We start from the raw sequence: 26,131 nt of genomic DNA on the forward strand, positions 1-26,131 counted from the left end.
GTTTCGATACCGAGGTATCTAGACAAATTGTAATGATTTTTTTGTCGAATTTATGTCGAATGGATCGGTGTGTGCTTGGTTTTTATCAACATCTTGACTTGATATCAATTAATTCGAAAGGAGCGGCTTAGCTAACGTTGTCATCCGGCTTCGACTTTAATTCGACAAATTGGTCTCCACAATGTCGCTATCTAAATGTGGAGTACAACAATGAATAAGACAATTATCGCGCTCGCAAGCCTGTTAACTGTCACTACAGTTCAAGCAACAGACCTTATCGGACATGTACAGGGATTAAATAGGCACAGTGTCGTGGCTGAAGTCAGCGGCGTTGTAGAAATTGCCAACTTAGAGGTAGGCGATCAGGTACAACAAGATCAAGTTCTTGCCCAGATTAAGTCCAACGACTTTCAGTTTAGTGTTGATAAAGCCAAAGCCAATGTGGCGCTGGCAGAGGCGGATCTGACCTTGCGTAAAGCGACTTATCAGCGTTATCAGGCATTGAGTCAGAAAAATAGCTTATCGGTCGGGGAGCTAGATAGCGCAAGAGCGGCATTTTTAAGTGCCAAAGCATCCGTCGATGTTGCGAAAATTGAATATCAGCAGTGTTTACAAGATTTGGCTGATACCCAAGTGCAAGCAAAACTTTCGGGATACATCACCAATAAGCCAACGCAAATTGGCGCTTGGGTCAATGAAGGAGAACTGCTTTACGAAATCACGAATATTGACAAAGTCACCTTATCTTTTATGGCGAGTGAATATGATCTTGATGAATTTTCAGTACAGCAACCGGTGGTTGTGTGGTCGGAAAGTAACCCAGATTTAAAGCTCGAAGCTCAAGTTCAGCGTATTGGTGTTGAAATGCACAGCCAATCGCAGACTTATCCAATATTGGTGGAAATTGAAAATCATGGCGCTTTGTTTAAACCGGGGATGTCGGTCTATGTCTCCACCGACATTTCATTGCTGAATTTAGACAAGCTTAAAATGAGTGAGGCGAAATAATGCGTTTTTTAGCTTACTTTGCTAATCGTCAGTTCCTCGCGCGAGTGATCACTGTCATGGTGCTATTTACCGGCACCATGTCCTTAACACAACTTAAGTTGCAAGAGTATCCTGAAGTTACGATGGATACTGCCACCATCGAAACTTCATATCCTGGAGCAACCGCGCAAGATATCGAGCTGAACATTACTAATCCGTTAGAAAAAGAATTGCGTTCAGTTGATGGTATTGCTTATTTTGCTTCGCAATCTTCTGAAGGTCGTTCATTGATTGAAGTGGAATATTTGCCGGGTGAAGACGCAACAGTTGTACTTCGTGATATCCAACAAGCCGTCGACCGTGTAGGGAATTTGCCGAAAGACATTGATGCGCCACCAGTGGTTACTCAAGAAAAAACCTCGCTGCTTGATGTTTACCGTTTTGGCGTCAGTTTATCAGACAGCAATTTTGATGAGTCTTCACTGCAGAATTATGCTTATCAGTTGGAAAAGAAAATCAATAGCTTGGGTGGAGTAGGAACCATTACTTTAGCTGGTTTTAATGAACGTGAGTTTTGGGTAAAGGGAGATCCGCAAAAAGCACGTCGTTATCAAGTCACGTTTGCTGATGTGAGCAAAGCGATAGAGCAACATAATTTGTCTCAATCGGGCGGTGTTGTAGAGTCTTGGAGTCAAGAGCAAAAAATTGTCACCATGACCAAGGTAGCGTTAAGCGAGGATATTGCCAGTATTGTAATTAAGGCACTTGATTCTGGTCAGATCATACGTGTTTCTGATGTGGCTGAAGTGGTTGATACGTTCGCACGCGCGACTGAAATGCCAGTCATGAATGGTAAACCAGCAATTACGTTCTCAATTTCAAGCAGTGCTGATGTCGTAGCGACTATCGCCAATATTCAAGCGTTACTCGACCAAGAAGCGGCACGAGTTGGTGATCAGTTTGTTTTTGCTACTGGGCTCGATCTTGGTCAAGATATGAGTGACAAGTTCTCAATTGTGGCAACAAATGGTGCCATTGGTCTGGTGCTGGTATTGCTAGTATTAAGCTTGATATTGCAACGTAGAGTGGCTTTTTGGGTATCTGTTTCCATACCGTTTTGCGTGTTCGGTGTGATGATCATTTTGCCCATTTTTGGCTTAAATCTAGACAGCATTACGTTAGCGGCTCTATTGCTGGTCATTGGTATTATTGTTGATGACTCAGTAATCATCGCAGAGAGTATATTTCAAGAGAAAGAAGCTGGGAAAAAAGGCGTTGAAGCTGCAGTTTCAGGGACGCTAAAAGTGATTAAACCGCTGATTGCCAGTTTGGTGACGACAGCACTTGTCTTTATCCCAATGTTATTTATTCCGGGCACGATGGGGAAAGTGGTGGCGGTTATTCCGGTGACGGTCATCGCGGCGCTGCTGTTCTCATTTATTGAATGTACGTTAACGCTGCCTGCCCACCTCTCTACCGCAAAAGAATTAGAGCAGAAAAAAGAGCAAGAAGATAAGTTTCAATGGTTATCTAAGCGCTATGCATTACTGCTTGAGCGTTGTTTAAGATATAGAAAAACGGTGATTTCTATCGCGATAGCGCTGTGTGTTGTGTCTGGTCTATTTGTTTATCAGTTGAAGTTGGATATTTTTCCAACCGAAGCAGGCAAATACATTGATGTGTATACCGAAGTTAAAGCGGGTACACCACTAAATAAGGTGCGTGAAGCTCACCGTAAGATAGAACAAGCAATCGCATCATTGCCAGAGTCAGAACTGGTCAGTTATCAGATGGAGTATGGCTCTCCAGTTTCTGGTGGGATTTTGACCTTAACAAATTACGATCAGCGCGAACGTTCTGCGGAGCAAATCATCGCATCACTGAACCAGAACATAGGTGAATGGTCAGAAGATATTTTCATCAAGTTTTCTATTGATGCTGGTGGTCCACCTCCCGGAGAGCCGGTTGAAATTAGAGTGCTCGGTGGTACTGAAGCTGAGCGCGACCACGCGGTTGAATCAGTAATGTCGTGGCTAGATGATTATCCAGGAGTGATTAACGTTAATCACAGTGGGTCTCTGAAAGATCCGCAGTTAAATGTTGTTCCGCAATATCATTGGTTAGCAAAATACAATCTTACCGTTGCTGATTTATCCGATGCCTTGCGCACCAGTTTTGATGGTACCAGCGTGACATCAACGTGGTTGGGCGATCAAGAAGTTGATATTCGTGTGGTTTTAGACGAGCAGTATCGTGATATCGATAGACTCAGCAGTACCAAAATATACACAGCTGATGGTCAACAGGTACCATTAAGCCGAGTTGCGACAATCGAACAGATAGAAATTCCACGTCTGATTAAGCACTACAATGGCGAACGAGAGGTGACCGTTTCGGCTTCTCTATCAGATGACAGTATCAGCCCTGTCACGCTTTCTAATGAGTTGCTTCGCGATTTAGCTGGACACTATTCCTCTTCTGTCACTATTGATGTGGGTGGTGAAGCAGAAAGCACTAATGAGACGATGAGCGGTTTTATGGTGGTGTTTCCAGCCGCGATGATTGCCATCTATTTTGTTTTAGCGGTGATGTTCAACTCGCTAGTGCAGCCGCTACTGGTGATGGTGGTGATTCCGTTTGCTGTTATGGCTTCATTGATGGCTTTAGTGATTCACATGCAGCCTTTGTCTTTATTTGGTTTGATCGGTGTACTTGGTATGACGGGGGTAGTCGTCAACAATTCGTTAGTGTTAATTAATCGCATTAACGAGTTGAGAAGCATTGGCACGCATATTCATGTTGCGATAGCCGAAGCGGCTGTGAGTCGACTACGTCCAATTGTGATGACATCAATCACCACCGTAGTGGGTTTATTGCCTTTGGCTTATGGTTTAGGAGGAACCGATGTATTTATGGGACCAATGTCATTAACACTTGGTTATGGTTTGCTATTTTCATTGCCTGTTGTGTTACTGGTTATTCCTGCGCTCTATGCCCTGGGTTTTTCTAGAACCAATCTCGATTGATCGTGTTGACCAGCCCGCCTTTCGGCGGGCTTTTTTATCGCAACTTTACGGGTTGGGTTTAGCTGCGCTTTACGCATGCGAAAAATGCGTTACCTGATTGACCATCCCAAGGCAGGATCTTTTCGTAGTCATGCTCGAAGATATGCACTTCAAAGTATGGCTCAAGCAGTGCGCTTAACTCTTCGTAGTTCACGGCCACCATTGGGTGTTCGTCATTCCATAACTGCTTTTCATCTTCAGAGTGCTTTTCGATGCTCAGAGTGAGGAACTGCTGCTCACCTTCGCCGCTGTATTTCCAGCCAGAGCTAAAAGTAAACTCACTACCTTCATGTTGCGCGCTATGGCGAACAAAAGAGCGGTTATCAATCTTGTTGCGGTTGACAGAGTTAAAGCAGAACATACCACCTGGCGCCAGTGCCGCATGCGCAGCGGCGATGCATTTTTTCAAGTTCTCGATACCGTCACTGTAGTGAATCGAGTAAAGAAAACAGGTGATCAGATCCAGTGGCTGCTCGACGGTAAATTCACACATATTGTGCAAAATAAATTCAGCTTCAGGACAGCGCAGCTTTGCAAGTTCGAGCATTGGCTGGTTTAGATCAAGACCGCTGCTTTGGTAACCAAAGTCAATCAAGTGACGAATATGCGGACCTGTTCCACAAGCCAAATCTAAGTGTCTTTTTCCTTCATTACCAAACAGTTGGTGTAGACGGTTCACATAGTGACTTTGCGCTTTGTAGTCGATGTCGGCACACATTAAATCGTAGTAACCAGAAAGGTCGGTGTAGAGGGCGTTTGAAGGAATGATTCCCACAGTTGTCATGCTCGTAAATAATTGGGCTGCGCATCCTATATCAACATTGCTTAATTACGAAGCAAAAAATAACTATTTCTTGTTGTCAATATCGCCTTACTCAAGCAATCGTTTGACCATCATGAAGTGAGTTGCTTTTATCGTGAAACGTGACGCTTGACCGTTTTTGGATAGCTGTTTATATTATCGCCGCCTAACGGGCACACCCTAAAATGCACACTCGCTATCCTGCCATCACTGGTGCATTTATATTGGTGTTTGTGAACATCCATGCAAACGACACTTAGTCCTTTTTCTCGTTTTACTCGTGAATCGGGTGCTTTGATGCATCTGTCTATTCCTATCATTTTGACGCAAATTGCTACTCAAGCGATGGGGTTTGTTGATACCACTATGGCGGGTCAAGTCAGCCCTGCTGATCTTGCTGCGATAGCTCTTGGCGGTAGCCTTTGGATCCCAGTTTTGCTATTGCTTCGCGGCGTGATCATGGCGCTAACTCCTGTGGTGGCTTATCACCGTGGTGCGCGTGATTTTTCGAGCATCTCCGTTGAATTCTTCCAAATGGTTTGGCTGGCACTGCTTTCGAGTGTGCTGCTGATTGGCTATTTGGTCAGCGCTAAACCCATCCTAGAATGGATTGGCGTTGCCTCTGAAATCATTCCTATTGCGAGCGATTACGCCTTTGCGCTGGCGTTTGGCGTGCCTGGTATTGCGCTGTTTTATACCTTAAACGGCTTCTGTGAAGGGATGAACAACACCAAAGTGCCAATGGTTATCTCGGTGATTGGTTTACTGCTTAACATCCCAGTTAACTATGTGCTGATCTACGGCAAATTGGGCTTCCCTGAAATGGGAGCTGTGGGCTGTGGCTGGGCAACCAGTTTGGTCTACTGGGTAATGTCAGGTTTGCTTTATTCATATATTCGCGGTCATCATCACTACAAGAAAATCATCTCGTTTTCTGATGTTAAACCACGCGCTAAAGAGATGTTCAACCTGCTCAAGCTAGGCTTGCCGATTGGTATGAACATTGCGGTATGTGGCAGTATTTTTGCGGTAATTGCACTGTTGATTGGTCGCATTGGCGCTGAGAACGTGGCGGCGGCGCAGATCGCGCTAAACATCTCAAGCTTAACTTATGTGATTCCGATGAGTATCTCGTTTGGTATTACCATTCGCGTTGGACACTCCTTAGGTGAGCGTGATGAACTAAGTGCAGTTGAGCGCAGCAAAATCGGTATTTTGGTTGCCGCTTTAGTCTCACTGATTTCTGTTGCAGTATTTTTGCTGTTCCCTGAGTGGATTATTCGTCTGTACACCACCGATCCTGCTATCAGTGCGACGGCTGCGACTTTGCTAGTGTTTACTGCGATGTATCAATTTAGTGATGCGCTGCAAACCTCTGCCAACGGCGCACTACGTGGTTACAAAGACACTAAGATCCCGATGTTTTTGGCGATTGCCTCATACTGGGGCTTGGCACTACCAATGGGGGTTGTGCTCGGCTTAACAGACTACGTTGTGCCAGCAATGGGCGAGAAGGGCTTCTGGGTTGGTATTTTGACAGGCTTAACGGTTGCCGCAATTCTGATGCTATTGCGTCTACGTTTTGTGATTAAGCGCCGTGACGCAATGCCAGCTAGTGGTGTTGCTGCGAGCTAGTCGATAGCACATTCAACTAATTAGAGAAAAGCGCGTTACTTTAAGTGGGTAACGCGCTTTTTGTTTATCAGCATTAATTATTAGGTTGCGAATCGGCTTATCTTGTGAGGGGCACAAACCCGTCTACACTCTAATTTGACCCCGTTCAGATTGGAGGAAGATCATGTCAGTTGCAGTCGTTTACCACAGTGGTTATGGGCATACCGAAAAACAAGCACACGCAGTGGCTGAAGGTGCCAATGCAGTATTAGTCAAAATCGATGAAAATGGCGAGCTTACAGAAGAGCAATGGCAGCAATTGGACAATGCTAGTGCAATTGTGTTTGGCTCTCCAACCTATATGGGTATGGTATCGTGGCAGTTTAAAAAGTTTGCTGATGCGTCGAGTAAGCGTTGGTTTAGCATGGACTGGAAAGATAAGTTTGCGGCAGGTTTTACTAATTCCGCATCAATGAATGGTGACAAAGGTGTGACCATCTCTTACCTAATGACACTCGCTATGCAGCATGGCATGGTCTGGATTGGTACCGGTCTTATGCCGGCTAATACAAAAGCGGCTCAGCGCGATGATGTAAATTATCTCGGGGCATTTTCTGGCTTGTTGGCACAAAGCCCCGCAGATGCTTCGCCAGAGGAAGCGCCATGTAAGGGTGATCTAGAAACCGCGCGGTTGTTTGGTCAGCGAGTTGCTTCATTCGCCAAATAGATTGGTACCCGCGCGAATGCTCTAGTAACTGAAACCCACCTTTGGTGGGTTTTTCTTTGGTTGGATTTGGAAAAGTGACACAGATTGTGTGCTAGATAGTGGAAAATTTGGTCAATAATGACTCGTATTCACTGCCACGGATCAGGTAGGGTTATTAGAGTTATTTCATATTAACGACAGGGAGTCATTATGTTTCCATTGGATATTTTTATTCCTTATACCTTAGCCTGTTTACTGCTGGTGATCTCTCCAGGACCGGATAATCTTTTGGCGATTGCTCGCGGGTTGAGCCAAGGTAAGTTGGCTGCTTGGGTGTCGGGATGTTCGTCTGGTAGCGGTATTTTGTTTCACGTCTTTGCTGCCACATTTGGCTTAACGCTGTTGATTCAAACCTCTGAAGTCGCCTTTTATGTGGTCAAGTCTGTCGGTGCTGCATATTTAATTTGGCTTGGGGTAAAAGTGCTGCGCTCAAAAAGCTTGTTTAACCTTGAACAAGCCGAGCCACAATCACTTAAAACGATATATACCACGGGTTTTCTTTCTGCTGCTTTAAACCCTAAGCCCGGGTTATTCGTTCTTGCGTTTATTCCTCAGTTTGTTAACCCTCAGCTTGGTTCAGTAACCGTGCAAATGGTCGGCTATGGGGTGTGGTTCGCACTGCTCACAGCGGTAGGGTTTAGCCTGATGGGCGTCTTTTCTTCTCAATTGGCAAACTGGCTAAAGCAAAAGCCACGCGTGGTCTCAGCACTTAATGTTGGTGGCGGACTAACCTTTATTGGCTCTGGTTTAGCTGTAGCTTTGATGCGCCAAAAATGATCAATCAGAGCATTGCCGCACGAATGAAAAAAAGCCCCGCGGAGCGGGGCAAACATCACTACCTAGGTAGTGAGTAAGGGAAGTTTGGTAAGAAATGAAGTGTTCAAGAAACTATTCGCCAAAATAAGCGCGGCGGTAAATTTCTTTCACATCTGCTGGGTTTGGCGTGCCTGGGTTGGTTAGAGTGCACGGATCATCGAAGGCGTTTTGGCTCATGCGATCCAGCACAGCTAAAAATGCCTCTTCAGTGATTTCTACTTCAGTTACTTCTTTAAACGTCAGTGGAATATCTAGTTTTGCGTTCAGCGCACGCAGCTCATGTTCAATCGCCTCAATACCGAGGTAGCGCTCAATCTCAGCGTATTTGTTGGTTGATTGCTTGTTATATTCAATGATGTAAGGCATCAAGATCGCGTTGGCTAAACCGTGGGTTACGCCAAACTCACCACCGATTTTGTGCGCCAGTGAGTGTACCAAACCAAGCGAAACATTGGAGAACGCCATACCCGCTAGGGTTGATGCGTTGTGCATGTTGTCACGCGCAGTCATGTCATCACCTTGCTTGTAGGCTGTTTCAATGTTTTCCAACACCAGTTTTACCGCGCGCATCGCCAATGGATCGGAGTAGTCGTTGGCAACCGTTGAGACAAACGCTTCAAGCGCATGCGCCATCACATCCATGCCAGTATTAGCGGTAATGTGCGGTGGCATTTTAGCGGGTAGGGCAGGGTCAACAATCGCTACGTCAGGCACGATATGCGATGAAACAATAGGGTATTTGATGTGATTTTCTAGGTCGGTAATTACAGAGAATGCCGTAATTTCAGAAGCAGTGCCGCTGGTTGATGGAATCGCGACGAATTTGGCTTTGTTGCGCAGCGCAGGCATTGAACCTACTGGGATAATATCTTCAAACCCCAATTGCGGATGCTCATAGAAACACCACATGATTTTTGCTGCATCCAGTGCAGAGCCGCCACCAATGGCGATGATCCAATCTGGTTCGAACTCACGCATCGCTTGCGCGCCTTTTACCACGGTTTGTACCGATGGGTTAGGTTCAACACCGTCAAAAACTAATGAGTCGATACCAGCTTCGCCAAGGAGCGCCTGCGTTTGGGCGATAAAGCCAAACTTCTTTATTGAGCTACCGCCAGTGACGATAATGGCTTTGCGACCTTGTAGGGTTTTGAGAGCGTCCATGGCATTTTCGCCAAAGTAAATACTCTCCGGGATTTTAAACATGTTCATGTTTTTTCCTTCAGTCTAATTTTAAAACAAACTGAGGGAATATTAACCGCGAAAGCGATAGCGAAATTGATCCGCATCATGTCGGGTATCGGAGTTTTTAGGCGACTTATTTTGATTTAAAAATTTAGGAGTCGCTTATCAAAATGATCGAAAATTGATTGCAAAAATAGGATTAAACTTATACAAATCAGCTTGTTATTAATGCTCGGTCAAGCATTGTGCTTTTGATTTTAGTGTCATATCACAGCCAGAATTTGGCTTAGTTGTCTGCAGAGATTAGCGACTGATTGAGCTGGCTTATCACCTGTTTAACAGGCAGTGCGCGCACTTCGGTTATCCATACTGAAACAAACCCTAACATCGCCATGATCGCTAACGCGGCAGATAGAAACAGCCCAGAATAGAGATAACTGTGCACACAGTTAAACACCAAGATTGAGTAAACGATGGTCAGCAGCAACCAGTTAGTCTTTATTCGGTAACTGCCTTTTTCTATATCGTAGATAACCGTTACGTTGTTGGTAAATGTTCCTAATAGCACGCGGGTTGAGTATCGAGTCACTTCTCGGTGTTTGATCCCTGCTTGATCAAGTTGCTGTTGTAGCTGTTCCATAGCTGTCCTTCCTTGGTGGTTTATCGGTATCCAACCCGTCTAAATCTTGTCACCCAGCACCATTGCTAGCTGGCTTCTTTTGCCATCGCTTGCGCGATTCGGTAGGCGTGCTCGGTCATTGCTCTTGCGTTGTCTGCTGTTTCAGGATCGCCACACGCTTTTCCTTGGTTAAAGATATTTGGGCTTGAGTATATTGGTAGCCTGATCTCTTCATAGCTCATAATTGTGCCGGCAGTCCCGCATTTATAACCGCGCGCATACGGTTTTAGTAGGTGATGAAATTCAGGCAAGATGGTTGATTCTAGCCAGACGCCAAGATTATGCGGGTGACCTTCTTTGTGTTGTGCCCATGAAAGGTGCCCGATTTCGTGTTCGACTAGATGCAAACCATTGTTGAACGTCATGGCGAAGAATTTGCGGCTTAAGTTCACTTCTGCCTCACCCGCATAGCCAATATAGTCAGCCGTTTGTCGAGTAAAGACAAAGCCATAGAATTGGTTGGCTGCAGGGTAGGATTGGTCTAAATCGTCGATACCCATTTGGATTTCGAGCTGCTTGTGTAGAGTGTAAATATCGCTGATGTTGCTTTTATCAAGCTCGATGTAGGTTATTTCTCCCAGTGAACGTGTGGTTGGGATGCACGAATTACTCAAAATCAGGTTGGAGTGCTGAATCGACTTGGCGAGAAAGTCTCTCACCGAGGCTTCATCGTGTTTGTTGAGCACTTCTTTATCGACAATAAAGCTGACTTCGGTATCAATGATGGGGGTGATATCGCACTGTGCGAGTTCCAAACCTTCATCACTTGGTTTGGTCAACACCATGACCATAGCAACCACAACTAAGCTGGAGATAACGACTAGCCCACGCATCATACAACACCTCAAATCATTCTAATGCGAAATACAAAGATGCGTTGAGTGTGGCGAATCGGGTTGTTAGTCACAACCAAGCGGGTGATTTATGCGATGCAGGTTGAAATTTGTCCAAGTAAAATTGAGCAATTAACTTACTGTTTAGGCGGGGTAAAATACCGCAAGCCAGACGGTTGGCTCTTTTTCTGATGTGGCTTTAACACGATGTTTTTGCTGGGCTGGAATGGCTAGGTAGTCGCCTTGCTTAAGTTCGAAAATCTCACCTGTGTCATATTCAACGATGCCAAAGCCAGTTAACACCATCACCCACTCATGTTCATCTTGATCGTACCAACCTTGTTCTGGCGAGCTTTGTCCATAAGAGACGATACGCTCAATGCGCACCTGCTCAGAGGTGACAATATCACTAAACAGCTCGTTCTCAAGAAATGGCGGAATATGGGAAAATAGGTTGTTCATAGCGCCTCATTGGTTTGCTCGATGTGTTGGTCACTCTCTCAGCCATCTACTTGGCGAGCTGCTCTCGTATTTGCTGCGTGTCAGTGACTTTCTGCCAATTGAAGAACTTTTCGTCGGCAAGTTCTAACATTGGAATATCTTCATAGGTATCGCCATAGGCGTAGATTTTGTCAAACTGGGTAAGGCAAAGTTGCTCAGCAGTAAGACGTTTTTTCAGTAAACGTACTTTGTTATCAAGGCTACAGTCGCCATCTAAATAGCCGCCTGTGTAGCGTTTGTGCTTTTCAGCCAAACGGCTACATACCACCTCGATGCCATGTTGCTGACACCAGATATCGAGATAAGGGCTAAGTGACGCTGAAACAAGATAGATTTTGTCACCTTGGCTTTGGTGCCACTTAAGGGCGACCAGTGCTTCAGGTCTTATTACGCTAGGTAAATACTCACTCACAAACCGAGCACCGAGTGCATTCACTTCCTCAACGGTACGGTGGCAAAACGCCACTTTTGCCAGCACCGGGCGCGTATAGCGTGCTGGCAGAATTCCCAGTTTGTATAGTGCGATTACGGGTGATGTAACCATCAAACCTGCCAGCGTTCGTGCCTTTGGCGTGGCAAAAAATAGAAACTCAGTGAACGCATCTTGGTTGGTAATGGTTCCGTCAAAGTCAAACAAGGCTAAATTCATGGCATGATTAAGTGAGAGAGTTGGCAAGCACGCAGAGTAGCATTGGTAGGCAACCGGCGACAAAAAACTTGATGAATAACTGGGTGTTTTCATCTTGGCGCATATCATCAATGGCATCGGCTTGTGTGCTATCTACCATTGATGACGCAACAACTTCTGCTTTGTCTCTGGAGGATACGCCACGTTCTGGTGGGTAAAGGTAAAGCAACCCGCCGATCCCCCATAAGATCATTGCGGTATAAAACGCATAATCGGAGATAAAGCGAATACCAAGCACTCCGGTGGTTGTCTCAAGCAGCGCAATCAGTGCCACAACCACGATGTTACTCAGTACGGTGAACTTTATTGTTTGCCACATCACGAGTCCTTAATCATCTAATATTGTTGCCAATTGCGCAGTTTGTTTTTCTTTTCTTTGGCGAGAAAAGCTTGCTCTAAATCGATCTCATAGCGATTGGCGATAGAGCAAAGGTAAATAAAAATATCGGCAAGCTCATCGCTAACTTCGCCGACTTTTGACTGCGGATCGAGTGCTATCCCTTGTGTTTTGCGAACCGCTTTAAATAGCTCGCCCATTTCTTCACCAAGCAATAGGCATTTCTCTAGTACGGGCTGATCAGCAAAGTGACGCTCTACTTCAAGTTGCGCAACGTAATCTTGAAAGTCAGGCAAAGTTGGCGCGGGTTTTAGCTCTGGCATTAGGTTTCCCAAATCTATGATGAACACATTCAGCCAGAGTAACCAGCCCCGCGTTATATTGCCAATTAATCGGGAAGTTAAGTTATGCCTTTGCGAGAATAGGTATAAATCGACTAGCAAGAAATTACAGTGTATTCACAATTTCCCGCATCCCGCATCCCGCATCCCGCATCCCGCCTATTCCGCTCTTTGCAATTGATGTTCAAAGACTTGTTTAGCATCTTGCAGGCTAAAATTGAGTTCTAGCTGCTGGCTAATTACCTGATGCATTTGCTCTGCTGAGGTAATCGCAGTTGACGTTTCACTGCCATTGAGATCATCGTATTCAAACACTTCTAAACGTCTCACAAGTTGTCGCTTGTTGGCATGAATTTTTGAGATCACTAGGTTGTTAACAAAGTTGCTCTGGGGAAACTTATGGGTGTAGTAATGACTGGCTTCACAATCATCTTCGGTGGCTTCGCTTAAGTCAAAACGGTAAAAAGTAACGATGCCGTCGTCCTCCATTTTCTCAACGCGATAATCTTGTCCTTCAATCGCTCGCAGGCGTACATGAGAATCTTGCCAGTGATAATCACGGCTTTCTAATACCATAGCTTCTTGAGGTGAACCAATACCGAAACCGACATCGACGATATAGTTTTTCCCTTGCCAAGTGAGCAAAGTAAAGCGATGCGAGCGGCGGTTATATTCGTTACCGTTAAGTAACACGCGGGCGAGGATTGGGCGCACTTGATAGCCAAGATGTTCTAGCGCGAATTGCATAAGCTTGTTGTGTTCAAAGCAATAACCACCTTGCTTGCGCTCCACTAAGCGCTCAACAATCGCGTCAATATCCAGTGGCAAATCCCGCTCGAGTACGACATTGGTACTGCTAAAAGCAAATAAGCTTAAGTGCTTTTTGACCATGTAATTGACGCGTGCTAAGCCGTCTAAATCCGGCGGGATAGCAAGGTGTGATAAGTAGTGTTGAATAGATGAGTTCATAGTAGTTTATTGACTGTGTTCTGCGGTTAATGAGTGTGTGCTTAGGTGGTGCATTAAGCAATGGCGTGGTTTAAATTTTGCGTCAGGGACGATGGCTAAATGCAGCTTTTCAATCGCGAGTGCATCTTTGCCAAATGCCACTTCAAAGTCGAGCCAAGAGATCTTATTGATGCGCTTGATCCTGCCAAATTGTTGCAGCAGTTCGGCAAACTCAAACGGGCTGTACATCTGTGGCTCGGCAATAAAATAGAATGGTTGGGATTCTGATTGCATCGCAAGCTGGAAGTAAAATTCAGCGATATCTTCAACATGCACATAGCTATTGAGCCCAGTACTTGGCAGTGCTACGTGAAACCCCGACGTCTTCTTCTCGGCAATAATTCGCTCTAGCTGACAGTGTTCGCCACCATAGACCAAGCTGGGTAAGTAAACCACTTGCCAGTGGTTAGCGAGGGCTTTTTCAATGGTCATTTTATCCAGTGCGACCATTGCAATCGGCGCTAAGTCCCCACGTTGTAGCTGTGCGGGCGTAGCGTTGCCAAATAGCCAAATTCCGGAAGTATGCAGTTTGATTGCGTTGGGTTTGGCAAACTGATCGAGTGTTGATAGCAGTTTTTGCTCCACAATCACGATTTGTTCTGCGGTGTATTTAGACCAATGTGGACGCGCACAATTGATCACGACATCAAAGCTATGCGCATGCTGCTCATCTTTACCTTGTAGCCAGTTGTCCCCATGTGGCTTGGTGTGGAAGTTATGCTGGAAGCGGTAGACCGCTGCGCCCATGCTGATGAAAAAACGTGTGACGTGGCGACCGACGTAGCCGGAAGAACCTGCTATCAATACTTTCATTCTGATCACCTCTCCCTACTAGCTGACAACGGCAGACTGGCGGTTGAGTATGTGAAGAAAATCTTGCAATTGCTGCTGATCGATTTTGATGCCATCACTACAATCTGCATGCAATTTGCCAGCATAAGGCATATCGAAATACTCAAAGAAGCGGGCAAAGATTTGATCGTAAATCGGACAGATTTCACTGACGGCGGAACTGGTCAGCACCAAGCCATTTTTTCCGGCTAATGCGCGCCCCTTTGGTTTGAGTGCATCGACATCGGTTAGCTCAGTGATTCGGTCAATCAGAGCTTTCATCGGTGCGGTTGGGGCATGCCAGTAATTGGGAGAAGCGAGCACAATATTGTCGGCTGCTAACATCTTTTCAACCAAGGGGTAGAAGTCATCTTCGGGGTATTGATTGGCGTAGTTATAGCCAGTGATGGTTAATTTATCGATATTGACAACCTCAAGCGTTGCCAGTGACGCTACGCGCTCGATCACCTTAGCCGTATTGCCTTGGTGATCGGCACTGGAGAATAAAACCAATGTTTTCATAAAGTCATCCTTGATGGGAGTTAACATTGGTTGCAACTGTAAAACCTCAACCCAACTTGAGGTAAAGCCCTATTTTATAAACATTGCGATTAAGCTGTGAACTTGCTCGAAATTAAACGCCTTCTGCTCGATCATTCTTCGTCATTTAGCACGCCAAGACGTGTTAGGTCTTGTATGCATTGCTCTGCACTCTCAAATTGCAGTGCCGACATACCAACAGCTTGCGCACCTTCGACATTGTATGGCATATCATCGATAAATAGGCACTCTGCTGCCTCAAGTTGGTATTGTTCTAGTAGCGCGTGATAAATATCAGGGCTTGGTTTGAGACAACCGACATCGGCAGAGATCACGACGCCATCAAACAGCTGCCAGAAGTCGTATTGTTGTTTTAGATAAGCAACAATCTCATGCACGTTATCAGAGAGCGCATAGACGTTATAACCGGCATCTTTAACTTGCTTAACCAACTCAACCGATCCAAACAGGATCAATTGCGTTTGCTTGACGTAATAGCACAGCTTTTCGGCTTGTAGCGCTGAAAGACCAAACTCTTTCATTAAAGCACTTTGCACTTCGGTTTCACTGAGCTCACCGCGATTGGCGGCTTGCCAGATCTGTGATTGGAAAATTTGTTTGGTCAGTGCGGTTACTCTTGGTGAATCGCCAAAAGTGAGGCGAACGATTTCGACGGGTGACCAACGTACGATGACGTTACCTAAATCAAAAATAACGTTTTTAATGCTCTTTGATGACATCCTGTTCTCCCAAAAAACAATTTAGACGGGTTTACGCGCTTGGTATTAGTTTTTAATTCTAACACTTTCTTATCATGCAAATTACTTTTCTTTCATAAGTTTAGTGCTAAGCGGTGTAGCTGTATATAATGATTTGTGAGCGAATTTGTAAGTAGGTCTAATTTTCTCTGTCGAATAAGCTGATAATTTCACAGGATGCAAAATGGCAAATAAGAATAAAATAATCCGTTATGCGGCGATTGATGCGCATGCTCTGTTTGAAAAAGAACACCAGTTAATCGAGCAGGTGAAAGAAGAGCGGTTGGATCAGGTTTTACTGCTCTGGCAAGCCAAAACACCAACCTTAGTTTTGCCTTCCGGTAAGAAATGGCCAGAGAGCGATAGGCTCAATGACGCGCTCGCCAATCAAGGCTGGCAGCTTACTGCGCGCAAAACCGGTGGTGCGCCAGTACCGCAGTTGCCGGGGATCATTAATCTTTCTCATATCTACTCTTTACCTGAAGAGAAGCCGTACGACATCAAAGCGGCGTATCTGCAGCTATGCAATGTATTGATAGAGTTTTTTAAGGCGTTGGGCATGCAGGTTGAAGTGCATGCTACGCCGAACTCCTACTGCGATGGTGACTACAACCTGAATATTGGCGGGCAAAAAATCGTTGGTACGGCGCAGCGCGTTTTACTTAAAAAAGGCGGTGGTCGTGTGGTGCTTTCTCAAGCGTGCATCATTATTGATGCGGACGTGAGTAAACTTGTCGAGCCCGTCATTACCTGTAATCAAATCTGCCAGCATCCTGCTCAAATTGAAGCAAAGGTGCATACCAGTTTATTCGACCATATCCAACAAAAGCCAAGTGTTGATACGCTGTTTCAAATGTTGACCGATGCATTTTTGCGTTTCTCTCCAAGATAATCCGTCATAACATCAGCACCTGTAGAGGTGCTGAGCAGAAGCGACGTGCGGGGCTTTCTTTAGCTTTTCCAGTTTGATAAGTGGGTTAGATCTGCAGGCAGAGCTAGTCTGCCGACCAAACGTTACGGATATCTGGCCAGCCCCAGTTGGTTAGGGCGACGTCTTTAAGTACTCCGTGGAAACGCAATGTTTGCCGATGGTGGAAGATTGGCAGGAGTAGATACTGATTGATCAAGGATGAAGCAATCGGCTCAAGTGCCAACAAGTAGTTTTCTAGCGGCGTTTCTTGACGCAGATGCTTGAGCGATTCACACAGCCATTTTTGCGCTCGATCGCCAATACTGGCTTGCAAAATGGGGTTGTGAAACAGGCTACTAAACGCCGAGGCATGGCGGTTATCATCAAGGTTAATGTTGTGCACAATCAGCTCTTCTTTGAGCTGGTGGCTTTCAGATAAGTGGTTGAGCTCTCGAAATGAGTACACATTGACAGCGACATCAATATCCAGTTTTGCCAATTGTTCAGCAATGGCGTAGGCGCAATTTACCAGCGCATGATAATCATATACGGCAATAGATAGCGTCTTAGGGAGGGATACAGATTCCGCAATAGGGCGAATCACCTTGTGCCATTGCGGCAGCAGGTTATAGGCGTGTTCACTACCAAAGGTATTACGCGAGTTTTCCAATTGCTGATGAGTGCTTTCAGGGGTAATTAAACTTGAAAGATAACATTGCTGATCATTAGAAAGGGCGTTGCTACTGCGCTGGTTAAACAGTAAAAACATGCAGCCATCTTCAATGCGCGTGTGCTGAACCGAATCGGAAGTGGTATCGTGTTCTGAGGTCAGGTAGTAATGACACGGTTGGCTGCTGGGGTCATTTGCCTGCTCATTTTCTAGCTTTTTCTGCTTCAGCTCTTGTTCATCAAGCTGCCAGATAGTGACCAAATCCGTTAATGCGCGGCAAGCGTAATATTGCTCGAAAGCTTGTAAACATAGCTTAGTATTGGAGTGCTCAATCACTTCAAATACACCACTGCCCACCACCGGACCTTGGTGGCTTTGCTCTACTTGAGCAAGGGGTTGAATCGAGAACTTTATACCGGAGAGTAGTCCACCAAAGCCTTGGTCGGGCTGCGATAATCGAAACACCACTTTATGATCCATTGGCGCTGTGACGCTTTCAAGATGGGAAAGATCGGGGTGGTAGTGATCCAACTCAACCAGACGATTAAATAAGTCAGCGACACTTTGCGCGTTAATTGGCGCACCGTTGTGGAAGGTGAGGGCAGGTCGCAGGTAAAACGTCCACTCAAGCGCTTGTTCATCATGTTGCCAGTGATGGGCGAGTTGCGGTTGAAGTTCACCATCAAAGTTGCTGCTGACTAAGCAGCAGTATATTTGTCGAATTAGATAGCGCTCGCTAGAACGATGCAACTGATGAGGAACGAGCTTTTCGAACGGGCGTTTGTAGGTGAGCTGGATATGCAAGCGACCTTCACGAATTGAGGCACCAGAGGTAGATTGCAGCAATAAGCCAAAAGCGCGCTCATCATTGTCGAGAATTGAAAGGGCTTTTTCATATTTGCCTTGTTCGACTCGTTTGGTCGCCAACTGCAATTTAAGATCTTTTAAGTCGATGTTAAGTCTTAAACTAGAACGTTGATTACGACCCACTTTAGGCTCCCAACTGAGCCAACCCTCTTTATGCATATCACCGAGTAAGTTGCGCGCATGACGCGTACTGGTAAATAAGGTATTGGCTACGTCAGCCAGCGCGACTTTAATCTCTTGGTCAACGCCAAGTGGCGTAAGACGAGTGTAATAACGCAGCAAATTTAAATCAGACATGATGAAATTCTCTCTAAATGGAGCAAGATTTTCCCACGCTTGTTCCTGAAATAACTCATTTTTACTGACTTAAGCTTTTCAAGATCGCAAATTGGCTTAAATACGGAACAGGGTAATTTAAATTGCTCACTATTTCTTTTCCCTATAGTAAGGGACAATAGCACCATAAAGAGAGCAGAGAAAGTAGTAGTAGATAGTCGCCCGCTCCTGTACCCCCAGAACGTTTATCTGCTGCTGCTCTCTGTGCTTTTTTGTGTAATAAGCACGTTCGAGATTACTAAGAGACTATTGCTGCTTACGGCGACGTAAGATCAGCATTACTAACGCGGTAAACAGCAATGCGACGGCACACCAGACTAGGATTTGATGATTGGTATAGAAGGTGGCGAGTTGATGTAGATGGGCGAAGGCGAAGTTGGTCAGCAAGCTAAACACCACCACCCATACTGTAGATGCAATAGCATTGCCAATTAAAAACTCGTGCTTGGGCATTTTGGCAATGCCACATGCCAGCGGCATAAACTGTTTGAGCCCTTCGATAAAGCGGCTAACAACCAAGCAGGCGGGGCCGTATTTCTGAATGTAGTTTTGCAGTTTGTGAAATTTATCACCGGAAATATAGCCTTTTTTATCCAGCCAAGTTTCAAAGTAATACCCCAATAAGTAACCGCAAGTGTTACCGATAAAACACGCAAGCCAAGAAACTAACATCACCATATACAGGTTCATTACGCCGCGTGAAGCAAGGATTGACGCTGCGATCATCAGCGACTGACCCGGCATAGGCACGCCTACACCTTCAAGAAAGATACTGACAATTAACGCCAGATAGCCATATTGATCGAGTAGCGGCGACATAGCGTCGAGTAATTGATTGATATGTTCCAAGTGAGTCTCCGACAGTATTAGCGTGTTATCACAGCCATGATTTGAGGTCGCTATAACTACTCTTGTTAGCAAGCTGAATCAATCTGACTGGCAGCTCTCAATAAAAAACTGACTTTCCTCTGTAATTTATGTTTAAAGAATAGCCATTTTTTCTGCTTAGCACTTTGTAGCTGTGGTGCAGTGTTAACTGTGTCGGTATTGTCAGCGCTGGCGATGAGCATGGAGTCGTGCCAAAAGCGAATATGCGTCTAATCTCACCATTTACAATTTGAAACAAGCCTCAGTTTTGCAACATTAAATGCTGTTTTTAGATTCTATGCAGCCCGTCATCCTAGTGTTACTTTCCTCGCATTAGGTTTCTCCTGTCTCCATATAACACGCCAAAATTAGACGGTTATACGCCCACTCGTAGTACCTAACCCACTTGATTTTTACCCTGTAATTATAAGGTTGGTTAATATGGCTAATACCGAAAAACACCCTAACGGGCGGATCAGTGTATTCGCTCTAGCAATGCTTAATATTGTTGCTGTCGTCAGTTTAAGAGGCTTACCCGCAGAGGCGGAATATGGCTTAAGTTCTATTTTCTATTATATCTTTGCTGCTGTTGTCTTTCTGATCCCGGTTTCACTTGTTGCAGCAGAACTCGCCACTGGTTGGTCCGAAAAAGGCGGTGTCTTCCGCTGGGTCGGTGAAGCATTTGGTCCACGCCTCGCCTTAGTGGCAATGTTTATGTTGTGGATTGAGGTGACTGTCTGGTTCCCAACCGCTTTAACCTTTGGTTCTGTGTCACTGGCTTTTGTGGGTCCTGATCAAGCTTGGGACCAAGCGCTGGCGCAAAACAAATTCTTCGTGCTTGGCATCGTGCTGGCTATCTACTGGCTGGCAACCATTATCGCGTTGCGTGGCACTGAGGCATTTGCCAAAGTCGCCAAATGGGGTGGGTTAATTGGTACCGTGATCCCTGGCATTATCTTAATTGTGTTGGGCTTTTCATATCTGTTCTTCTCAGGTCAAACACCACAAATTGCGCTCTCTTGGAGCGAGGTGATCCCAGATTTCTCTAACTTCCACAATGTCGTGCTCGCAGCCAGTATTTTCCTTTTCTATGCGGGTATGGAAATGAATGCGCTGCATGTAAAAGAAGTCGACAATGCTTCGCGTAACTACCCACTTGCGATCATGATTGCCGCAATCGGTACTGTCAGCGTGTTTGTTTTGGGCACCTTGGCGATCGCGTTTGTGATCCCACAACAAGACATCAGCCTAACCCAGAGCCTTCTTGTGGCTTACAACGAAATGTTCGCTTGGGCAGGTATTAGCTGGGCATCGCCAATAATGGCAACCTGTCTTGCACTTGGCGTGCTAGCGATGGTGGTCGGTTGGGTTGCTGGTCCTTCATCAGGTCTGCTAGTGGTCGCAAAAGGCGGTTACTTACCTCGCTTTTGGCAATACACCAATAAACACGGTATGGCGACACATATCATGATGGCGCAAGCGCTATTGGTGACCATGATTTCCACTGTGTTTGTAGTACTGCCATCAGTGCAAGCGGCTTATCAAATACTTAGTCAGCTAACTGTAGTGCTTTACCTCATCATGTACTTGTTGATGTTTGCCGCGGCAATTCATCTTCGCTACACCCAACCTAACCGCCCTCGTCCTTACCGTATCCCTGGTGGCAACACAGGTATGTGGCTGATTGCTGGGCTGGGCTTTATTGGTTCATTGATTGCCTTTGTGTTCTCGTTCATTCCACCAAGCCAAATTGCCGTTGGTAGTCCACAAGCTTACGTAGGTATTTTGTTGGTGCTAACCGTGGCGTTTGTTTCCGTACCGTTTGCGATCTACAAAGCGCGCAAACCGCACTGGAAAGATCCAGCGGTGACTGATTTCGCACCATTCACATGGGAAATTGAAGATACACACCCTGGGGTGATCAACCCTTCAGACAAAATTACACATACTTTGCGTTAATAATTGGGGAGAAGTAGCGATGTCATTTGTTTCTCAATCACAAGCCAATTCGTTCAATCACGAACAGTTAGAAAAGGTGATGCAGCAAGCTTTGGTAAGCAGTGCAGACAATACTGATGGTGAAAATGCCTCTTACATTCCGTACTTGGCTTCCGTCCCTTCCGACTTGGCAGGGCTAGCCTTTGTTTCGGTGCACGGCGATGAAATTGTTCTGCAAGATGCGGATTTTAAATTTGCCATTGAATCCATCTCTAAAGTGATGACCTTAGCGTTAGTGCTTGAGCAATCAGGCGCGGAAGATTTGCACAGTAAAGTTGGCGCGGAGCCAACAGGCATGCCATTTAACTCAGTGTTGGCGTTGGAGCTTCACCAAGGTAAGCCGTTAACGCCACTGGTTAATGCCGGAGCGATTGCCACCGTTAGTATGGTGGAAGCTTACAACTGTGAGGACCGCTGGCAGCAGATATTGGCGTTTCAATCCCAATTAGCTAACAGCAATATCGAGCTTTCCCAAGCGGTGAACCAGTCAGAGCAGAGCACCAATACCCATAATCGTGCGATTGCGTTATTGCTTGAATCTTCAGGCTGTATTTACTCCGAGCCGATGCAAGCCTGTGATGTCTATACGCGCCAATGTTCAACGCTGTTCAATACCTTAGAGCTGGCGAGAGTCGGCGCAACGCTTGCTAATGGCGGGCTTAATCCAAGCTCAGGAAAACAACTTATCCAACCAGAGAACATTCCCCACATTCTGGCTGAGATGATGATGGAGGGCCTTTATGATACGTCGGGTGACTGGGCGTATGATGTAGGTCTTCCAAGCAAAAGTGGGGTAGGCGGCGGCTTGCTGACCGTGATCCCAAATGTGGGGGCACTGGCAGCATTCTCTCCACGCTTAGATCCGTTTGGTAATAGCGTGCGCGGCCAACAAATGATCAAACAAGTTGCCCAAACCATGGGATGGAACTTGTTTAGCAGTCAGCAACATTAAGCGAGGAAGAAGACAATGGCACTTCATGATGTAACTCGAGACAACGATCCAATCTTTGCGTCAGATAGTATTCGCAATGTCGCGGCAGCGACCAAACTGCCACAACAAGAACAAGCTCCGGCAGTGATTTATCAGATGATCCGCGATGAGCTTTATCTTGATGGCAACGCAAGACAAAACTTAGCCACTTTTTGCCAAACATGGGAAGAAGAGGAAGTGCATAAGTTGATGGATCTTTCCATCGACAAAAACATGATCGACAAAGATGAGTACCCGCAATCGGCTGCGATTGAAGGACGCTGCGTGCATATGTTAGCTGACTTGTGGAATGCTCCGAACTCAACCACTACTGTCGGTACATCGACCACAGGTTCTAGCGAAGCGTGTATGTTGGGCGGACTTGCAGCACTTTGGCGTTGGTTTGATAAACGCCGCGAACAAGGGCTTTCCATCGAAAAGCCAAACATGGTGTGCGGTCCGGTGCAGGTGTGCTGGGAAAAATTTGCGCGCTACTGGGGCGTAGAAATGCGCCAAATGCCAATGGCAGAGAACCACTACTGCCTCACCGCCGAAGATATGCTCAGCATGGTGGATGAAAACACCATCATGGTGGTGCCGACTTTTGGGCAAACCTTCACAGGTCTCTATGAGCAAGTTAAACCGCTTGCTGATGCTTTGGATGACTATGAGCGCCAAACCGGCATCTCTATTGATATCCACGTAGATGGTGCGAGCGGCGCGATGTTGGCACCTTTCTGCGCCCCTAATATTGATGCATGGGATTTTCGTTTAGAGCGCGTGAAATCAATCAGCACTTCGGGTCATAAATTTGGTTTGTCTCCAGTTGGTGTGGGCTGGATTATCTGGCGCACTAAACAAGATTTGCCAGAAGGTTTGGTTTTCCACGTCAATTACTTAGGTGGCGATATGCCAACCTTCGCGCTCAATTTCTCGCGCCCTGCAGGGCAAATTATCGCGCAATACTACAACTTCCTACGCTTAGGTTTTGAAGGTTACCAACGTATTCACTCCGCAAGCTATGATGTGTGTGAATACTTGGTCCAAGAGTTAAACAAATTCGAGCTGTTTGAGTTCTTGTTTGATGGTAATCGCGAGCATGGTATTCCGGCAATCGCTTGGCGTTTGAAACCTAATCTAGCGGTTGATTACACCTTGTATGACGTTGCAGACCGCTTGCGCACTCGTGGCTGGTTAGTGCCGGCTTACAGTTTGCCAGAAAATGCACAACACATTGTGGTTCAACGTATTTTGGCAAAACAAGGTTTAACCATCGACTTGGCGAATTTGCTGATCGAAGACTTCAGACGCGCGATTGAGTTTCTAGATAAAAATGGCTCGACCAACTGCAGCGCAGAAGATACACGTTCATTTGACCATAGTGGTCGTTAGGATAATGGCTTGCCGCGCACTGCGGCGAGTTAGCTAGAACAAAGGTCAATGGTGCGTGCCATTGACCTTTTTTATTGATAAGTGTTTGGGTTGCCTATGTTTGTACATACGATTGAAATCATTTGTATTTGTGCTTTTGCATTGAGCGCAGTGATAAGCGAAGTAAACAAAGGCAAAGATATTATTAGCATCTTGGTTCTTGGCTGGGTAACCGCGCTTGGCGGCGGCACGGTGCGAGATGTGATCCTCTCAACCGACCAAGTGTTTTGGATTCAATACCCTTCCTATTTTTGGGCGGCGCTTGCCAGCTCACTGGTGGGATTTTTTATTGCGCCGCAACTAAGAAAACTCAAAGCCGAGCGGCTTATCTTAGTACTTGATGCGATTGGTATTTCGATATTTTCTATCTTGGTCACTAAGAAAATGATCCACCAAGATTATGCCGCTTATGTGGCGATCACTATGGGTACGATTACCGCAGTGTTTGGTGGGGTGGTGCGCGACATCATTGTTAATCGCCCGACTATGTTTAATAACACCGAGTTTTACGCCACGCCGGTAATTATTGGCTGTAGCCTGTTTGTCGCGTTTTCTCATTTTGGACTTAACGCAGACTTAAACACCATTGTGTGTATTGCGTTTATCATTGTCTTTCGCCTATATATCGTCGCGACCAAGAAAAGCTTCCCCAAATACTTATTGCTGAGATAACGCTTAGCGCTGATCGCAAAAAGCCAGTGACAACAAGTGCCTCTGGCTTTTCGATCTTATGTCGCTTTTTGTCTTCTATCGGCTAACTGGCTTATAGCGTTTCGATAGCGTCTAGTAGTTGGCGATTAAACTCTTCAGACGTTACTTGCGCTGTTTCCATATCGAAGTTGTCGTAAAAGCTTGGTAGCGAGATGCTTGCTTTAACGTCAGCGGCGAAGTAAGGCGCAGAGCCAGATGCTGCCGCGAGTACGCTACCTGCGCCGCCAGGACCTGGTGAAGTCGCTAGCATGATCACTGGTTTGCCTTGGAACACTTTCATATCAATACGTGACGTCCAATCAAACACGTTTTTGTACGCCGCAGTGTAAGAGCCATTGTGCTCAGCAAATGAAATCACGATAAGATCTGCTTCACCAATCGCTTTAAAGAACTGTTTCGCCTGCTCAGGTTGACCTAGCTCTTTTTCACGCTCGTCGCTGAAGATTGGCATTTCGAACTGGTGGATATCCAACATGGTGATTTCTGCATTTGGTACTTGTTTTGCAGCGTAATGAGCCAGTTGTTGGTTGATTGAATTTTTGTTGTTGCTTGCGCCAAATGCTAATACTTTCATCGTCTTTTCCTCAATTCGGTTGATGGATGTAGTTTAGTTTGATTCCATATTTTGATTAATAGGGTAAATGTGTAATTATTATTTCCATATGACTCTTAATAAATTGAGGACAACATGGTTTCTGCAACCAACTTACTCGATGGCATGGTGATATTTACCACCGTTGTTGAGCAAGGAAGCTTTACCAATGCGGCTAACGTGACCGGGCATTCCACCTCTTTTATCAGTAAAGAGATTAACAAGCTGGAAGAGCGACTTGGCGTGCGTTTACTGCACCGCACCACGCGCACCCTGAGTTTAACGCCTGAAGGGCAGCACTACTTTCAGCAAGCTAAGCAGCTAATTGAAAGCGCTCAAGAGCTAGAACAAGCCATCAGCGGTAAGCAAGAAGAGCCGAAAGGCACGCTAAAAATAAGCTGTCCGGTTAACTTTGGTGCCAGTCAACTAAGCCCAGTACTGGCGAAATACATGCAGCTTTACCCAAAAGTAAAAGTGGAAGTGTTTGCCAGTGACCACCGCGTCGATCTGATTGGCGATGGCTATGATGTGGTATTGCGCTCCTCTGCCAGCGCTGAGGATTCGAGTTTGATCAGCCGCTTGGTGCAGCGCTCGTGTACTCGAACAGTTGCTTCACCACAATATCTGAAACAATTTGGCACGCCGAAACATCCCTCAGAACTGACGCGACATAAGTTGCTCTGTTATAGCAACCACAAGCAGCCCTATGTTTGGAGCTATATTGATGGCGACGGCAGTTTACTTAAAGTGGATGTAACCGGCGTGCTGACCACCAATAGCCCAGAAATGGAGCTCAGTCTTTGTTTGCTCGGGCAAGGTATCTGCCGACTGCCAGAAGCGCTGGTGATGGATGGGATCAATAGTGGAGAGTTAGTGGAGTTATTTACCGACTTACCTGTGCATCGCATTGAGATGTGCTTGGTCTACCCAAGCCGCAAACATATGTCGACCAAAGTGCGCCGCTTTATTGATTTGGTGGTAGAAGAGCTTCGTTAAAAGGTAAGAATTAGCTTATGCTAAGCAAAGCA

The 26,131-nt window shown here is 45.8% G+C and carries 26 protein-coding genes; 11 read left to right on the top strand and 15 right to left on the bottom strand.

Going from position 1 to position 26,131, the window contains the following annotated elements:
• Positions 1-210: 210 nt before the first annotated feature.
• Entirely contained in the window at positions 211-1,008 is a 798-nt protein-coding gene (locus tag DPF93_RS04465) for an efflux RND transporter periplasmic adaptor subunit (RefSeq protein WP_114765012.1), read from the top strand.
• Positions 1,008-4,013 carry an efflux RND transporter permease subunit gene (locus DPF93_RS04470; protein WP_114765013.1) on the top strand — a complete coding sequence of 1,002 codons (3,006 nt, stop codon included), beginning with the start codon at positions 1,008-1,010 and terminating at the stop codon, positions 4,011-4,013. Before DPF93_RS04465 ends, DPF93_RS04470 begins: the two co-directional genes overlap by 1 nt.
• A gap of 58 nt (positions 4,014-4,071) precedes the next feature.
• Here DPF93_RS04470 and DPF93_RS04475 read toward each other — a convergent pair whose 3' ends face one another.
• Positions 4,072-4,818 (bottom strand): class I SAM-dependent DNA methyltransferase, encoded by a 747-nt coding sequence (locus DPF93_RS04475; protein WP_208638766.1) that lies wholly within the window; start codon positions 4,816-4,818, stop codon positions 4,072-4,074.
• Positions 4,819-5,097: 279 nt separating this feature from the next.
• On the opposite strand from DPF93_RS04475, the gene DPF93_RS04480 reads away from it, so the two are divergent.
• The 3 genes from DPF93_RS04480 (at position 5,098) to DPF93_RS04490 (ending at position 8,011) form a co-directional block, all read left to right on the top strand.
• Positions 5,098-6,489, top strand: coding sequence for an MATE family efflux transporter (locus tag DPF93_RS04480; RefSeq protein ID WP_114765015.1), 1,392 nt, complete (start codon positions 5,098-5,100; stop codon positions 6,487-6,489).
• A 163-nt stretch (positions 6,490-6,652) separates the two neighbouring features.
• Entirely contained in the window at positions 6,653-7,195 is a 543-nt protein-coding gene (locus DPF93_RS04485; RefSeq protein WP_208638761.1) for a flavodoxin family protein, read from the top strand.
• Between the two features lie 189 nt (positions 7,196-7,384).
• Positions 7,385-8,011, top strand: coding sequence for a LysE family translocator (locus DPF93_RS04490; protein ID WP_114765017.1), 627 nt, complete (start codon positions 7,385-7,387; stop codon positions 8,009-8,011).
• A gap of 111 nt (positions 8,012-8,122) precedes the next feature.
• Here the strand turns inward: DPF93_RS04490 and DPF93_RS04495 are convergent, their stop codons facing one another.
• The 11 genes from DPF93_RS04495 to DPF93_RS04545 all read right to left on the bottom strand — a co-directional run bounded on the left by DPF93_RS04495 (position 8,123) and on the right by DPF93_RS04545 (position 15,733).
• A complete protein-coding gene (locus tag DPF93_RS04495; RefSeq protein WP_114765018.1) occupies positions 8,123-9,262 on the bottom strand; it encodes an iron-containing alcohol dehydrogenase in 1,140 nt (379 codons plus the stop codon).
• 259 nt (positions 9,263-9,521) lie between these two features.
• The gene (locus DPF93_RS04500; protein WP_114765019.1) at positions 9,522-9,875 is read right to left on the bottom strand and encodes a hypothetical protein; all 354 of its coding nucleotides are present in this window, start codon (positions 9,873-9,875) and stop codon (positions 9,522-9,524) included.
• Positions 9,876-9,940: 65 nt separating this feature from the next.
• The gene (locus tag DPF93_RS04505) at positions 9,941-10,750 is read right to left on the bottom strand and encodes a hypothetical protein (RefSeq protein WP_114765020.1); all 810 of its coding nucleotides are present in this window, start codon (positions 10,748-10,750) and stop codon (positions 9,941-9,943) included.
• A 141-nt stretch (positions 10,751-10,891) separates the two neighbouring features.
• The gene (locus DPF93_RS04510; protein WP_114765021.1) at positions 10,892-11,209 is read right to left on the bottom strand and encodes a cupin domain-containing protein; all 318 of its coding nucleotides are present in this window, start codon (positions 11,207-11,209) and stop codon (positions 10,892-10,894) included.
• A 46-nt stretch (positions 11,210-11,255) separates the two neighbouring features.
• On the bottom strand, positions 11,256-11,897 hold the full coding sequence (locus tag DPF93_RS04515) for an HAD family hydrolase (protein ID WP_114765022.1): 642 nt from the start codon (positions 11,895-11,897) through the stop codon (positions 11,256-11,258).
• Positions 11,898-11,904: 7 nt separating this feature from the next.
• Positions 11,905-12,255, bottom strand: a complete 351-nt coding sequence (locus tag DPF93_RS04520) for a hypothetical protein (protein ID WP_114765023.1) — start codon at positions 12,253-12,255, stop codon at positions 11,905-11,907.
• A gap of 17 nt (positions 12,256-12,272) precedes the next feature.
• Complete coding sequence (locus DPF93_RS04525) at positions 12,273-12,596, bottom strand: MazG nucleotide pyrophosphohydrolase domain-containing protein (RefSeq protein WP_114765024.1); 324 nt, start codon at positions 12,594-12,596, stop codon at positions 12,273-12,275.
• Positions 12,597-12,773: 177 nt separating this feature from the next.
• Positions 12,774-13,583 (bottom strand): arylamine N-acetyltransferase family protein, encoded by an 810-nt coding sequence (locus DPF93_RS04530; RefSeq protein WP_114765025.1) that lies wholly within the window; start codon positions 13,581-13,583, stop codon positions 12,774-12,776.
• A gap of 6 nt (positions 13,584-13,589) precedes the next feature.
• On the bottom strand, positions 13,590-14,435 hold the full coding sequence (locus tag DPF93_RS04535; RefSeq protein WP_114765026.1) for an NAD-dependent epimerase/dehydratase family protein: 846 nt from the start codon (positions 14,433-14,435) through the stop codon (positions 13,590-13,592).
• 18 nt (positions 14,436-14,453) lie between these two features.
• Positions 14,454-14,975, bottom strand: a complete 522-nt coding sequence (locus DPF93_RS04540; RefSeq protein ID WP_114765027.1) for a flavodoxin family protein — start codon at positions 14,973-14,975, stop codon at positions 14,454-14,456.
• Positions 14,976-15,106: 131 nt separating this feature from the next.
• On the bottom strand, positions 15,107-15,733 hold the full coding sequence (locus DPF93_RS04545) for an HAD family hydrolase (protein WP_114765028.1): 627 nt from the start codon (positions 15,731-15,733) through the stop codon (positions 15,107-15,109).
• A 202-nt stretch (positions 15,734-15,935) separates the two neighbouring features.
• Here DPF93_RS04545 and DPF93_RS04550 point away from each other — a divergent pair, with 202 nt between their 5' ends.
• Positions 15,936-16,643: a lipoate--protein ligase family protein gene (locus tag DPF93_RS04550; RefSeq protein WP_114765029.1), complete on the top strand. Its 708-nt coding sequence runs from the start codon at positions 15,936-15,938 to the stop codon at positions 16,641-16,643.
• Positions 16,644-16,746: 103 nt separating this feature from the next.
• On the opposite strand, the gene DPF93_RS04555 is transcribed toward DPF93_RS04550, so the two are convergent.
• Both DPF93_RS04555 and DPF93_RS04560 read right to left on the bottom strand, forming a co-directional pair.
• Positions 16,747-18,495: an SgrR family transcriptional regulator gene (locus DPF93_RS04555; protein WP_114765030.1), complete on the bottom strand. Its 1,749-nt coding sequence runs from the start codon at positions 18,493-18,495 to the stop codon at positions 16,747-16,749.
• 285 nt (positions 18,496-18,780) lie between these two features.
• Positions 18,781-19,383, bottom strand: coding sequence for a DedA family protein (locus DPF93_RS04560; RefSeq protein WP_114765031.1), 603 nt, complete (start codon positions 19,381-19,383; stop codon positions 18,781-18,783).
• Between the two features lie 459 nt (positions 19,384-19,842).
• Between DPF93_RS04560 and gadC the strand changes: the two genes are divergently transcribed.
• The 4 genes from gadC to DPF93_RS04580 all read left to right on the top strand — a co-directional run bounded on the left by gadC (position 19,843) and on the right by DPF93_RS04580 (position 24,472).
• Positions 19,843-21,360 carry a glutamine/gamma-aminobutyrate antiporter GadC gene (gadC, locus tag DPF93_RS04565; RefSeq protein ID WP_114765032.1) on the top strand — a complete coding sequence of 506 codons (1,518 nt, stop codon included), beginning with the start codon at positions 19,843-19,845 and terminating at the stop codon, positions 21,358-21,360.
• Positions 21,361-21,379: 19 nt separating this feature from the next.
• Positions 21,380-22,351 carry a glutaminase A gene (gene glsA / locus DPF93_RS04570; protein WP_114765033.1) on the top strand — a complete coding sequence of 324 codons (972 nt, stop codon included), beginning with the start codon at positions 21,380-21,382 and terminating at the stop codon, positions 22,349-22,351.
• A gap of 15 nt (positions 22,352-22,366) precedes the next feature.
• The gene (gad, locus tag DPF93_RS04575; protein ID WP_114765034.1) at positions 22,367-23,761 is read left to right on the top strand and encodes a glutamate decarboxylase; all 1,395 of its coding nucleotides are present in this window, start codon (positions 22,367-22,369) and stop codon (positions 23,759-23,761) included.
• 96 nt (positions 23,762-23,857) lie between these two features.
• Entirely contained in the window at positions 23,858-24,472 is a 615-nt protein-coding gene (locus tag DPF93_RS04580) for a trimeric intracellular cation channel family protein (RefSeq protein ID WP_114765035.1), read from the top strand.
• Between the two features lie 91 nt (positions 24,473-24,563).
• On the opposite strand, the gene DPF93_RS04585 is transcribed toward DPF93_RS04580, so the two are convergent.
• Positions 24,564-25,085, bottom strand: coding sequence for an NADPH-dependent FMN reductase (locus tag DPF93_RS04585; protein WP_114765036.1), 522 nt, complete (start codon positions 25,083-25,085; stop codon positions 24,564-24,566).
• Positions 25,086-25,199: 114 nt separating this feature from the next.
• On the opposite strand from DPF93_RS04585, the gene DPF93_RS04590 reads away from it, so the two are divergent.
• Positions 25,200-26,099, top strand: coding sequence for a LysR family transcriptional regulator (locus DPF93_RS04590; RefSeq protein WP_114765037.1), 900 nt, complete (start codon positions 25,200-25,202; stop codon positions 26,097-26,099).
• Positions 26,100-26,131 lie beyond the last annotated feature (32 nt).

The organism is Vibrio rhodolitus (assembly GCF_003350325.1).
GTDB lineage: Bacteria > Pseudomonadota > Gammaproteobacteria > Enterobacterales > Vibrionaceae > Vibrio > Vibrio rhodolitus.

Coding starts and splice junctions, on each gene's coding strand:
- DPF93_RS04580 (WP_114765035.1), top strand. CDS start 23,858: ATGTTTGTACATACGATTGAAATCATTTGTATTTGTGCTTTTGCATTG.
- DPF93_RS04585 (WP_114765036.1), bottom strand. CDS start 25,085: ATGAAAGTATTAGCATTTGGCGCAAGCAACAACAAAAATTCAATCAAC.
- DPF93_RS04500 (WP_114765019.1), bottom strand. CDS start 9,875: ATGGAACAGCTACAACAGCAACTTGATCAAGCAGGGATCAAACACCGA.
- DPF93_RS04520 (WP_114765023.1), bottom strand. CDS start 12,255: ATGTGGCAAACAATAAAGTTCACCGTACTGAGTAACATCGTGGTTGTG.
- DPF93_RS04555 (WP_114765030.1), bottom strand. CDS start 18,495: ATGTCTGATTTAAATTTGCTGCGTTATTACACTCGTCTTACGCCACTT.
- DPF93_RS04525 (WP_114765024.1), bottom strand. CDS start 12,596: ATGCCAGAGCTAAAACCCGCGCCAACTTTGCCTGACTTTCAAGATTAC.
- DPF93_RS04550 (WP_114765029.1), top strand. CDS start 15,936: ATGGCAAATAAGAATAAAATAATCCGTTATGCGGCGATTGATGCGCAT.
- DPF93_RS04495 (WP_114765018.1), bottom strand. CDS start 9,262: ATGAACATGTTTAAAATCCCGGAGAGTATTTACTTTGGCGAAAATGCC.
- DPF93_RS04505 (WP_114765020.1), bottom strand. CDS start 10,750: ATGATGCGTGGGCTAGTCGTTATCTCCAGCTTAGTTGTGGTTGCTATG.
- DPF93_RS04530 (WP_114765025.1), bottom strand. CDS start 13,583: ATGAACTCATCTATTCAACACTACTTATCACACCTTGCTATCCCGCCG.
- DPF93_RS04540 (WP_114765027.1), bottom strand. CDS start 14,975: ATGAAAACATTGGTTTTATTCTCCAGTGCCGATCACCAAGGCAATACG.
- DPF93_RS04485 (WP_208638761.1), top strand. CDS start 6,653: ATGTCAGTTGCAGTCGTTTACCACAGTGGTTATGGGCATACCGAAAAA.
- DPF93_RS04510 (WP_114765021.1), bottom strand. CDS start 11,209: ATGAACAACCTATTTTCCCATATTCCGCCATTTCTTGAGAACGAGCTG.
- glsA (WP_114765033.1), top strand. CDS start 21,380: ATGTCATTTGTTTCTCAATCACAAGCCAATTCGTTCAATCACGAACAG.
- DPF93_RS04590 (WP_114765037.1), top strand. CDS start 25,200: ATGGTTTCTGCAACCAACTTACTCGATGGCATGGTGATATTTACCACC.
- gadC (WP_114765032.1), top strand. CDS start 19,843: ATGGCTAATACCGAAAAACACCCTAACGGGCGGATCAGTGTATTCGCT.
- DPF93_RS04545 (WP_114765028.1), bottom strand. CDS start 15,733: ATGTCATCAAAGAGCATTAAAAACGTTATTTTTGATTTAGGTAACGTC.
- DPF93_RS04535 (WP_114765026.1), bottom strand. CDS start 14,435: ATGAAAGTATTGATAGCAGGTTCTTCCGGCTACGTCGGTCGCCACGTC.
- DPF93_RS04470 (WP_114765013.1), top strand. CDS start 1,008: ATGCGTTTTTTAGCTTACTTTGCTAATCGTCAGTTCCTCGCGCGAGTG.
- DPF93_RS04515 (WP_114765022.1), bottom strand. CDS start 11,897: ATGAATTTAGCCTTGTTTGACTTTGACGGAACCATTACCAACCAAGAT.
- DPF93_RS04465 (WP_114765012.1), top strand. CDS start 211: ATGAATAAGACAATTATCGCGCTCGCAAGCCTGTTAACTGTCACTACA.
- gad (WP_114765034.1), top strand. CDS start 22,367: ATGGCACTTCATGATGTAACTCGAGACAACGATCCAATCTTTGCGTCA.
- DPF93_RS04490 (WP_114765017.1), top strand. CDS start 7,385: ATGTTTCCATTGGATATTTTTATTCCTTATACCTTAGCCTGTTTACTG.
- DPF93_RS04480 (WP_114765015.1), top strand. CDS start 5,098: ATGCAAACGACACTTAGTCCTTTTTCTCGTTTTACTCGTGAATCGGGT.